The sequence below is a fragment of the Hydrogenophaga sp. genome, from assembly GCF_018780075.1.
GTDB lineage: Bacteria > Pseudomonadota > Gammaproteobacteria > Burkholderiales > Burkholderiaceae_C > Hydrogenophaga.
The window spans coordinates 1-11,021 of the sequence record NZ_JADMKB010000142.1; the positions used below are offsets into that span (position 1 = coordinate 1).

11 protein-coding genes are annotated in these 11,021 nt (G+C 69.2%); all 11 read right to left on the minus strand.

The genetic code is table 11. The annotated features are described in order from the left end of the window. On the minus strand, nucleotides 1-247 hold a 247-nt coding region (locus IV088_RS22240), incomplete at its 3' end, for a PAS domain-containing protein (RefSeq protein ID WP_291106320.1). A gap of 107 nt (nucleotides 248-354) precedes the next feature. After that, complete coding sequence (locus tag IV088_RS22245; RefSeq protein WP_291106322.1) at nucleotides 355-996, minus strand: HAD-IA family hydrolase; 642 nt, start codon at nucleotides 994-996, stop codon at nucleotides 355-357. Between the two features lie 165 nt (nucleotides 997-1,161). Then, on the minus strand, nucleotides 1,162-2,208 hold the full coding sequence (locus IV088_RS22250) for an ABC transporter ATP-binding protein (RefSeq protein WP_291106324.1): 1,047 nt from the start codon (nucleotides 2,206-2,208) through the stop codon (nucleotides 1,162-1,164). 14 nt (nucleotides 2,209-2,222) lie between these two features. Continuing rightward, nucleotides 2,223-4,415, minus strand: a complete 2,193-nt coding sequence (locus tag IV088_RS22255; protein ID WP_291106326.1) for an iron ABC transporter permease — start codon at nucleotides 4,413-4,415, stop codon at nucleotides 2,223-2,225. 24 nt (nucleotides 4,416-4,439) lie between these two features. Further along, complete coding sequence (locus tag IV088_RS22260; RefSeq protein ID WP_291106328.1) at nucleotides 4,440-5,462, minus strand: ABC transporter substrate-binding protein; 1,023 nt, start codon at nucleotides 5,460-5,462, stop codon at nucleotides 4,440-4,442. A gap of 60 nt (nucleotides 5,463-5,522) precedes the next feature. Then, a complete protein-coding gene (locus IV088_RS22265) occupies nucleotides 5,523-6,584 on the minus strand; it encodes an ABC transporter ATP-binding protein (RefSeq protein WP_291106330.1) in 1,062 nt (353 codons plus the stop codon). Continuing rightward, on the minus strand, nucleotides 6,577-7,641 hold the full coding sequence (locus tag IV088_RS22270; protein ID WP_291106331.1) for a HAMP domain-containing sensor histidine kinase: 1,065 nt from the start codon (nucleotides 7,639-7,641) through the stop codon (nucleotides 6,577-6,579). Before IV088_RS22270 ends, IV088_RS22265 begins: the two co-directional genes overlap by 8 nt. A gap of 7 nt (nucleotides 7,642-7,648) precedes the next feature. Continuing rightward, nucleotides 7,649-8,332, minus strand: coding sequence for a response regulator transcription factor (locus IV088_RS22275; RefSeq protein ID WP_291106333.1), 684 nt, complete (start codon nucleotides 8,330-8,332; stop codon nucleotides 7,649-7,651). A gap of 161 nt (nucleotides 8,333-8,493) precedes the next feature. Then, entirely contained in the window at nucleotides 8,494-9,984 is a 1,491-nt protein-coding gene (locus IV088_RS22280) for a tripartite tricarboxylate transporter permease (protein ID WP_291106339.1), read from the minus strand. A 33-nt stretch (nucleotides 9,985-10,017) separates the two neighbouring features. Next, nucleotides 10,018-10,554, minus strand: a complete 537-nt coding sequence (locus IV088_RS22285; protein WP_291106335.1) for a tripartite tricarboxylate transporter TctB family protein — start codon at nucleotides 10,552-10,554, stop codon at nucleotides 10,018-10,020. 80 nt (nucleotides 10,555-10,634) lie between these two features. After that, nucleotides 10,635-11,021, minus strand: a 387-nt coding sequence (locus tag IV088_RS22290; RefSeq protein ID WP_291106337.1) for a tripartite tricarboxylate transporter substrate binding protein, incomplete at its 5' end; no start/stop codon positions are given.

An 11,021-nucleotide genomic window follows, 5' to 3' on the forward strand; every position in this document is an offset into this window, starting at 1 on the left:
CCAGCACCTGGTGCATCTGCGTGTTCTGCACCACGCTGGAGACCGGGTGGCCCACGAAATCTTCCTCACGCTCGAAGCCCAGGGCCGGCAGGAAGCGGCGGTACTGGTCGTTGATCCACACCACCCGCCCTTTGCGGTCCACCAGCATCATGCCCTCGCTGGCGTTGGCGAACAGGTCGAACATGGAGCGCGCGGCCAGCTCCAGGATGCTCTGGGCGTCGCGCGGAAGGCGGGTGTCGGGGCTCATCCCCGCATGATAGAGGCCACCCTTGCAGCGCTGCGCGCCAGCCCCTCAAGGGGTCGATGCGTGTGGCCCGGCAAAGCCGGTTTCACAGCATCCTGGGTGAAGACACCTCACGCTGCAGGGTTCAACAGTCCGTGATGCACCAGCTGCGCTCGCACCTGCCCCGCCGTCTCGAAGCGCACGCCGCGCCAGCCGATGGCGTGGGCCGCGTCGATGTTGCGCTGCGCGTCGTCGATGAACACCGGCGACGGATCGCTCACCGCCAGTTGCTCGGTCACCGCATGGAAGATCGCCGGATCGGGTTTCATCAGCGCCACGCGGGCCGAAAAGATGCCGTCCTCGAACCAGTCGGCGAACGGGTGATCGTCCTCGATCCAGCGCGCCAGGCCGTGCGGCATGTTGGAGAGGTAGACCAGCCGGTGGCCGGCCGCCTTGAGGTCGTGGATCAGCGCCACCGTGTCGTCCTTGACGCGCATGTGCGGCGCCAGCCCGTGAATCACCGCCATCACCTCGCCGACCGCCAGCCCGGTGCGGCGGGCGATGCGCTGCGCCAGCCCCTCGGGCTCCACGTTCCCGAGGTCGAACTGCGCCCAGTCGCCGTCCGGGTCGAAGGCCTGGAAAATCTCGCACACCCAGCGCTCTGCCTGTGCCTCGTCGCTTGCCCGCCCGGGCAGCACCTGCCGCAGCAGCACGGTCGGCTGCCAGTTGAACACCACCCCGCCGAGGTCGAACACCACCGTCTCTGTCGTCATTGTCGAATTCCGTTGAAAAGCATCACATTGGTCCACGGCGCCGGAGCGAGATCCGCAGCGCATGAAAGGGCCCCACCCAGAGGCACCGCCGGGCTGGCTTTGCCAGACGGCCAGTGCCGTCCCCCTTGAGGGGGTGACGCGCAGCGGCGCAGGGGGTGTACCTGTTCAAGCGGCCACCACGGTCACACCGTGGTCCTTGAGCGTCAGCCCCAGCTCCTCGCCCAGCCGCCATTCGCGGTCGACCTGCGGGCTGACCACGAAGATCGGCCCCAGCTCGGTCTGCACCGTCAGCTCCTGGAACGAACCGAGGTAGGCCTGCTTGAGCAGTTCCCCGCCCAGACCGCCCGCCTCGCGCGGACCGATGGCCCAGGCCTCGGGCCGGATCGCGGCTTTCACCGGGCCGGGCGCCAGGCGGTGGCGCGGCCGCAGGCGGATCGGGCCGAACCGCACCGAACCATCGGGCTCGCTCACGCCGTCGAACAGCATGGCCTCGCCCATGAAGCCGGCGACGAAGGCGCTGGATGGCCGTTCGTACAGGTCCTGCGGCGCACCGGCCTGGGCGATCTGCCCCGCGTCCATCACGATGATCTGGTCGCTCACCGCCAGGGCCTCGCTCTGGTCGTGCGTCACGTAGGCCACCGTCAGGCCCAGCCGCTGCTGCAGGCCGCGGATCTCTTCGCGCATGCTGCGGCGCAGGCGCGCGTCGAGGTTGGACAGCGGCTCGTCGAACAGCAGCACCGCCGGCTCGATCACCAGCGCCCGAGCCAGCGCCACGCGCTGCTGCTGCCCACCCGAGAGCTCGCTGGGCAGGCGCATGTCCATGCCGACCAGGCCCACGGTCGCCATCGCGGCCCGCGCGCGCTCGGCAATTTCCGCCTTGGGCAGACCGCTCACGCTCAGGCCGTAGCCCACGTTGTCGAGCACTGTCATGTGCGGGAACAGCGCATAGCTCTGGAACACCATGCTGACGTTGCGCTCGCTCGGTCCCAACGAAGTGACATCGCGACCGTCGATCAGGATCTGGCCGCCCGAGGGCGACTCCAGCCCCGCGATCATGCGCAGCGTGGTGGTCTTGCCGCAGCCCGAGGGACCGAGGATGGTGGTCAGCGTGCCCTTGGGCACGGTGAAGTCGATGCCCTTGACGATCAGGGGCGCGTTCGCGCCGCCGTAGCGCTTGGTCACCTGGCGGAATTGGATGCCGTGTGTGCTCATGAGGTTCTCCCGTTTCAGTGGCCGCCCGAACGGCGGCCGAGTTGCCGCTCACCAACCAGGCGCTGCACCAGCGCGGTGATGAAGGACATGAAGACGATCAGCACCGTGCAGTAGGCGAGCGCGAGCCCGTACTCGCCGTTGCCCACGCGGCCGATGATGTAGGTGGTCGACAGCTCGTACTTGGCCGAGACCAGGAAGATCACGGCCGAGACCGTGGTCATGGAGCGCACGAAGCTGTAGATCAGCGCCGCCGTCAACGCCGGCTTGAGCAGCGGAAGCACGACGCGCCGCAGCGTGGTCAGCGTGCCCGCGCGCAGCATGAACGAGGCTTCGTCGAGCGAGCGGTCGAGTTGCTTGAACGCCGCCGTGCCGGCGCGCACGCCCACCGGCAAATTGCGGAACACGTAGCACAGCACGATGATCAGCCCGGTGCCGGTCAACTCGATCGGCGGCACGTTGAAGGCCAGGATGTAGCTCACGCCCAGCACCGTGCCGGGAATCGCAAAGGTCAGCAGCGCCGCGAACTCGAAGCCCGCCTTGCCACGGAACTCGGTGCGCGCCAGCAGCCAGGCGATCAGCAGGCCCAGGAAAGCGCAGACCGGCGCGGCCATCGCCGCCAGCGAGGCGGTGGTGAACAGCGAGTTCCAGGCCGTGCCGGCCCACACCAGCCCGTGCTCGCCCCACTGCAGGTCGAAGGCGCCGCGGAAGTGGTCCAGCGTGAGCGTGTAGTCGCGGCCCCAGGTCTTCACGAAGCCGCCCGCGAACGCGAACAGGTAGACCACCACGGTGAACAGCAGCCAGGGCCCGGCCACACCGAAGCACAGGCGCCGCACCGCATCGGGCAGCGGCATCGGCAGGCCCGCGTCGCCCTTGCCGGTCACGGTGGTGAAGCTGGTGCTGCCCAGCACGCCGCGCTGGATGAAGAACACCACCAGCGCGAAGAAGGTCAGCACCAGGGCCAGTGCCGCCGCCATGCCCGGGTCCAGCGAGGCGCCGACGATGGCAAAGAAGATCTCGGTCGACAGCACGGCGTAGGAACCGCCCAGGATGATGGGGTTGCCGAAGTCGGCCATGCTCTCGATGAAGCCCACCAGAAAAGCATTCGCCAGGCCCGGCTTGAGCAGCGGCAGCGTCACCGTCATGAAGGTCCGCAGCCGGTCGGCGCGCAGCGTCTGCGCGGCCTCCTCCAGCGACGGGCTCACGCCTTGCACCACACCGCGCATGATCATGAAGGCGATGGGCGTGAAGGCGAACATCTGCGCCAGCCAGACGCCGAACACGCCGTAGAACCAGCGCGAGGGCGCCACGCCGAAGGCCCATTCCATGAACTGGTTGTAGAGCCCGGCGCGGCCGAACAGCAGGATCAGGCCCAGCCCCACCACGAAGGGCGGCGTGATGATGGGCAGCATGGCCAGCACGTTCAGCGGCTTCTGCAGCCGCGTGCCGCCGCGCTCGGCCCACAGCGCCATCAGCGTGCCCATCACGGTCGTGCCAGCCGCCGTCAGCAGCGCCAGGAACAGCGTGTTCCAGGCCACGCCGCAGCGCGTGTCGGCGCTGATGCAGCCCAGGCCCCAGATGCGTTCGGTGGCCAGCCGGTCCACCAGCGCGCCGGGCGCCCACAGGCCCATGTCGTCGTACAGGCCCGAGGCCATCGAGCGCAGCACGGGGTAGACCACGAACAGCACCAGCAGGCTCACGCAGCCGACCACCGCGCCCGCGACGAACACGTCGCCGCGAAAGAACCCCAGCCGCGCCACGCCGGCACCCAGCAGCATCACCAGACAGGCGATGGCGACGAAGCCGCCCCAGCCCATGCCGAACTGGCCATGCTCCAGCGGGCCGAACCAGGTCTCCAGGGTCTGGAAGCTCCAGCCGGGCGCACCGATGGCAAAGCCGCTCGCCAGCAGACCGGCCAGGCCCAGCAGCGCGCCGGCCACCAGCATGCCGCCCTGCGCCCGCCCCACGGGCAGCAGCAGGCCGGCACCGGCGATCAGCAGCCCGGCCAGACCGGTCCAGAGCCAGGGCCGCCCGTGCAGGGCCGCCTGCACCACACCGCTGGCGGTGGCATCACCGCCCCAGACGCCGGGCAGTGCCGCCCAGAGCGATTGTTGTTGGAGGAAGTACCAGGGCAGCAGCGCGTAAGCGGCCAGCCCCAGCAATGTCCAGGCGGCCAACGCCCGCCCGGACCGCGAGGTCAAGGTGTTCATGCCAGATTCCGGAGGGTGTGGGGGTCAGCGCGGCAGGCTGTTGACGTCTTTTTCCCAGCGCTGGATCAGGCGGCGGCGCTCGGCGGTCTGGCCGTATTTCGCGTAGTCGTAGTTGATCAGCTTGATCTTGCGGAAATCGGGCACGCGCGGGTCGACCTTGGTGTCCTTGTTCGACGGCAGCTGGAACTGCAGCGTCGCCGCGCCCAGCGCCTGGGCCGAGGGCGTGAGCGCCCATTCGTAGAACTTCTTGGCCGCGTCCAGGTTGCGCGAGCCCTTGATGATCGACATGGAGCCGATCTCGGCGCCCGTGCCGTCCGAGGGCGTGACGGTTTCGAGCGGGAAGCCCTGGGCCTTCTCGCCCGGGCCGTCGTGCACGAAGCTGATCGAGATGGTGGCCTCACCGCGCGCCACCGCCTTGATCGGGCCGGTGCCCGAGCGGGTGTAGGCGCCAATGTTGCCGTGCAGCTTCTTCAGGTACTCATACGCCTGCTCTTCGCCCATGAGCTGCACCAGCGTCGCGATCATGGTGTACGCGGTGCCGCTGGAGGCCGGGTTGGCCGACTGGATCTCGCCCTTGTACTCGGGCTTGAGCAGGTCGGCCCAGGTCTTGGGCACGGCCAGCTTCTTCTTGGCCAGCAGCTCGGTGTTGTAGCCAAAGCCCAGCGGGCCGGAATAGATGCCCACCGTCTTGTAGCCCGACTGCGCGGCCTGCTTCTGCGCCCAGTCGTGCAGCTTGGGCAGCGTGGGCGACTTGTATTCCATCGTCAGGCCCTGCTCGGCCGCCTGCAGGTGCGGGTCGCCGGTGCCGCCGAACCAGAGGTCGGTCTTGGGGTTGGCGCGCTCGGCCATGATCTGCGCGATCGCCTCGCCCGAGCCCTTGAGCGTCATGTTGACCTTGACGCCCTGGCTCTTCTCGAAGGTGACGGCGAGCATGTTGCACCACGCGGCCTGGGCCGAACAGATGAGGTTGAACTCGCTGCTCTGCGCGTGCGCGGACAGCGCGGGCACCAGCAGAAAGGGAGCGGCAAGCCAGAGGTTCTTTTTCATGGGTTCTCCTTGGATGGACACGGGATGCGGTTGAGGGGAATCGGGACGTTCATGGCGGTTTCAGGGGCCTTCGGGCATGGCGCTGGCCCCAGCCAGCAGCACGCTGACACCGGGACCGTCGAGGAACACGCTCACCGGTGCGCCCACCTGCAGCGTCTGGCGCTCGTGGTGGCGGTGCACCTGCAGCAGCCCGAGCGCGGTGCGCACCCGGTAGTGCGACTGGCGGCCTTCGTAGGCGTGCGATTCGATGCGGCCGGCCAGGCCCTGGCCGCTGGCCGGTGCCAGCCGCCAGGCCTCGGGCCGCACCACCACGCGGGTGGCACCGCGGCGCCTCGCCAGGCCAGTGCACACGGTCAGGGGCCCCAGCCGCAGGCTGCCCTGGCCGTCGGCCTCGGCGTCGAACACCGCCGCGTCGCCCATGAAGCCGGCCACGAATTCGGACCGCGGCCGTTCGTAGATCTCGCGCGGGCTGCCGACCTGCTGCACCTGGCCATCGCGCAGCACCACGATGCGGTCGCTGACCGCCATCGCTTCGTTCTGGTCGTGTGTCACGTAGACCACGGTGAGCCCCAGCGACTGCTGAAGGCTGCGGATCTCTTCCCGGATCTGTCGCCGCAGGCCGGCGTCAAGGTTGGACAGCGGCTCGTCCAGCAGCAGCACCTCGGGCGCCAGCGCCAGCGCACGGGCCAGCGCCACGCGCTGCTGCTGGCCGCCCGAAAGCGAAGCGGTGCTGCGCGCCGCCAGCGCACCCAGCCCGACCTGCGCCAGCGCGGCCTGCACCCGTTCATCGCGAGCCGCCGCGTGGCCGTCCAGCCCCAGGCCGTAGCCCACATTGCCCTGCACGTCCAGGTGCGGAAACAGCGCGTAGTTCTGGAACACCATGCTGATCGGCCGCTGCTCGGGGCCGGTGCCGGTCACGTCGCGCTCGCCGATGAAGACCCGGCCCGCGCTGGGCTGGTCCAGCCCGGCCAGGATGCGCAGCAGCGTCGACTTGCCGCAGCCCGAGGGCCCCAGCAGCGTGGTCAGCTGACGACGACCGAAGCGCAGCTGCACGCCGCGCAGCGCGCGCGTGCCGTCGGCAAAGGTCTTTTCCACCGCCTCCAGGCGCACCGCGTCAGGCATGCGAACCCCCTGCCCCGGCCGGCGCCAGGTCCCAGCGCACCACGGCGTCGACGCCGACCACGCGGTCGTCCTGCACCCGGTTGAACAGCTGCACCCGGGCCTGCATCGACTCCGCGATCTGACGGCAGATCGAGAGCCCCAGGCCGATGCCTGTGCCCCCGGCGGCCGACTGGAAGGGCTCGAACAGCCGGTCCATTACCGCGGCATCGATGCCGCCGCCGTTGTCCCAGATCAGCAACTCGGCCTGGTCCGGCAGCACCCGCACCACCATGCCCAGCGCGGACCCGCGGGGCGCGTGGTGGATGGCGTTGGACAACAGGTTGCGCAGCAGCTCGCCCAGCATCCAGGGGTCGGTGGTCAGTCGCACCGGCACCGCCTCGAAAGAAAAGTCCAGCCGCTTGCGCGCCAGCAGCGGCCCGAACTCCAGGCACACCGCCTGCGCCACCGCCTCGAGGTTCACCTCCGTCCAGTGCGCCTGCGCCACCAGCTGCTCGACCTTGGCCAGCGAGAGCAGCTGCCGCACCAGCTCGCTGGATCGGTCGACCGTCGCGAGCATCTTGGGCAGGGTGTCCTTCACTTCCAGCTGACCCGACATCGCGCCCTGCAGCTGGGTGCGCAGCACCGCGAACGGCGTGCGCAGCTGGTGCGAGGCATCGGCCAGAAAACGGCGCTGCTGCTCGGTGGCCTCGCGCTGCTGCGCCAGCACGCCGTGCACCGCGTCGGACAGTGGCCGCAGTTCGGCCGGCACGGGTCGGGCCTCGACCATGCCTCCGCCGGGCTGCAACGCGTCTTCCAGCCAGCGCAGGGGCGCCAGCGCGCGCACCGCGCACCAGGCAAACAGCGGCAGCACGGCGAGGATGCGCAGCAGGCCACCCCAGAGCGGCGCGCCCGCCAGCTCGGGCAGAAGCCCCTGCAGCAGCAACTCGACCAGCAGGAGGCAGAGCCCCAGGCACAGCAGCAGCCGCGCCATGATCGACCAGGGCCGCGCGGCGGGTGCAGACGGTGGCGACTCGGAGCCGGTCATGGTCGGGCGGGAAGAAGGTGCCGAAGACGCCATGCGCTGCTCAGGCCGAGACCGGCCCTTCCGTCATCGCCTCGTCGATCATCAGGTAGCCGACGCCGCGCAGCGTCACCAGCTGCGCGCCCGAGCCGTGAATGCGCTTGCGCAGGCGGTGCACCAGCACCTCGATCGCGTCTGCGCCGACCGCCTCGTCGCCGAAGACGGCCCGGTGCAGGTCTTCCTTGCCGATCGCCTGACCCGGTCGCGCGAGCAGGGTCCGCAGCAGGGCCAGCTCGCGGGTCGACACGTCCAGCGGGGCCGCCCCGCGGAACACCGCACCGGTCGGCTCATCCACACGCAGCATCGCGCAGCGCAGTTCCTGCGTGCCGTGGCTACGCCGCACCAGCGCCTTGAGGCGGGCCGTCAGCTCCTCGATGTCGAAGGGTTTGGTGAGGTAGTCGTCGGCACCTTCGTTGAGCCCGAGCACCCGGTCCTGCACCGCGCTGCGGGCGGTCACGACCAGCACCGGCACCTGCGAGCCGCCGTCGCGCATCAGGCGCAACACCTCCATGCCGTCCATGCCCGGCAGGCTCAGGTCGAGCAGCACCACGTCCGGGCTGCGGCGCCGGAACATGGCCAGCGCCTCCACGCCATCGGCACACCGCGTGACCTCGAAGCCCCGGCCCTGCAGCACGCGCCCCAGCGCGTCGCCCAGGGCCAGATCGTCTTCCACCATCAGCACTTTCATGCCAACGATCATGCCCGGCGCCCCCACCGGAACGCATAGAGGAAACCTTAGAGAAACGCGAAAGCCGGACGAAATCTTCGTCCGGCTTTCAGGCGCCGCTCAGAGCGGCGGAGCCCCGATCCGCGCCGACGAAGGCGCGGAACGCTTGGGGGCTACTACATTCAGCTTCGGCGGTGCCAGGCCAGCAAGCGCGGCGTCACCAGCACCAGCACCACGACGGTCAGCAGCGTGGCCGACATGGGGCGCTCGAAGAACACCGCGAGGCTGCCTTCGCCGATCGACATCGCGTTGCGGAACTGCGCCTCGGCCAGCGGGCCGAGAATCAGGCCCACGATCACCGGGGCGGTCGGGAAGTCAAACCGGCGCAGCGCCACACCCACCAGCGCCAGACCGAACATGACGAACAGGTCAAACGAGCTCTGGCGCATGCCGTACACACCCACCGTGGCGAAGATCAGGATGCCGGCGTACAGCGGCGCCTTGGGGATCTTCAGCAGCTTGACCCACAGGCCCACCATGGGCAGGTTGAGCACCAGCAGCATCACGTTGCCGATGTAGAGCGAGGCGATCAGCGCCCACACCAGGGCCGACGAGGTCTGGAACAGCTGCGGGCCGGCGTTGATGCCGTAGTTCTGCAGCGCGCTCAGCAGGATGGCGGCCGTCACCGAGGTGGGGATGCCCAGCGTGAGCAGCGGCACCAGGGTGGCGGTCACGGCCGCGTTGTTGGCGGCTTCGGGGCCGGCCACGCCTTCGATGGCGCCGGTGGTGCCGAATTCCTTCTTGTACTCAGGATCGGCCAGCTTGCGCTCGGTGGCGTAGCTCAGGAAGGTGGGGATCTCGGAGCCGCCGGCGGGGATGGTGCCGAAGGGGAAGCCGATGAAGGTGCCGCGCAGCCAGGCGGGCCACGAGCGCTTCCACTCGGTGCGCGTCATGTGCGCCTTGTTCATCGTGTTCAGGCTGGCTTCGCTCTTGCCTTCGTACAGGGCGTTGTAGAGCGCCTCGGTCACGGCAAACAGGCCCACGGCCACCAGCACCACTTCCACGCCGTCCATGAACTCGATGACGCCACCGGTGTAACGCACCTGGCCGGTGATCTGGTCCATGCCCACCAGGCCCAGCGCCAGGCCGAAAAACAGCGCCGTGATGCCACGCAGCGTGCTCTGCCCCAGCACCGCGCTCACCGTGGTGAAGGCTAGCAGCATCAGGCAGAAGTACTCGGGCGGCCCGAGCTTCACGGCGAACTCGGCCAAGAACGGCGCGAACAGCGTGACCAGGATGGTGGCGATCGTTCCGGCCACGAAAGAGCCGATGGCCGAGGTGGCCAGGGCCGCACCGGCACGCCCGTTCTTGGCCATCTTGAAGCCTTCGAGCGCGGTCACCATGGTGCCGGTTTCACCCGGGGTGTTGAGCAGGATCGAGGTGGTCGAGCCGCCGTACATCGCGCCGTAGTAGATGCCGGCGAAGAAGATCATCGACGCGGTGGGTTCCACCTGGCCGGTGATCGGCAGCAACATGGCCACGGTCACGGCCGGGCCCAGGCCGGGCAGCACGCCGATGGCGGTGCCCAGCGCGCAGCCGGCCAGCGCCCACAGCAGGTTGATGGGGGTACCGGCGGTGGCGAAGCCGCCGAGCAGGTTGTTCCAGAGATCCAACATGGTGAATTCCTTTCAGGTCCGTCGTGCAGATCAGAGCCAGCCGGAGCCTGTCAGGCCCGGCAGGTTGACGGCGAGGAATTTGGTGAACAGCCAGAAGGTGGGCGCCGAGATCAGCATGCCGATCACCGCGTCTTTCACCGTCTGCATGCCGTTGCCCGCAGGCTTGCCTTCGCTGATGCGCAGACCACGCACCGCCAGCGTGAAGCACAGCGCACAGCTGAGCACGAAGCCGATGGTGGTGATGAGCGCCGCGTTGCCCAGAATGCCGGCCGACACCCAGGCCATGGCGTGCCAGTCGCCACGGGCGGCGCCCGAGGGTTCTTCCATGTTGCGGTAGCCGCCGGTGCGCACTTCCCAGATCAGCAGCACGCCACACAACCCCATGGCGGCCGACACCACCCAGGGCAGGAAGTCGGGGCCCACGCCCGCGTAACCCGCGTCCGACGGGATGTTGGCCGCGCCATAGGCCAGCCCGGCGGCCAGCAGCACGGCGGCGATGCCCAGGGCCAGCTGGCCGGGGCGGTGATCGGGGCGCGGCTCGTTGGCCGCTGGGGTGTGGGCTTGCATGGGCGCTCTCCTGCCTGAAAAAAATGCGGCCGCGACGCAAACGCCGCGGCCGCCGTGTCACATGGGAACCGGGACGGGGGTCAGACCATGCCGGCGCGGACCATGGTCGCGCGCAGGCCGGAGAAGTCGCGATCCACGAACTCGTCGAAGGCTTTGCCGGTCAGCAGGGCCGGGGTCCAGTTGTTCTTGACCAGGGCGTCCTGCCAGGCCTTGCTCTTGGTGGCCTTGACGATCATGTCGGTCAGGGCGTCGCGCTGGGCCGGGGTGATGCCGGGCGCACCGTAGACACCGCGCCAGTTGCCGATTTCGACGTCGATGCCCTGCTCCTTGAGCGTCGGGATCTTGTCGATGCCCTTGACGCGCTGGCCGGCGGTGACGGCGATCGCCTTCATCTTGCCGCTCTCGATGTACTGCTGGAACTCGCTGTAGCCGCTGCCACCCACGGTGACGTTGCCACCCAGGATGGC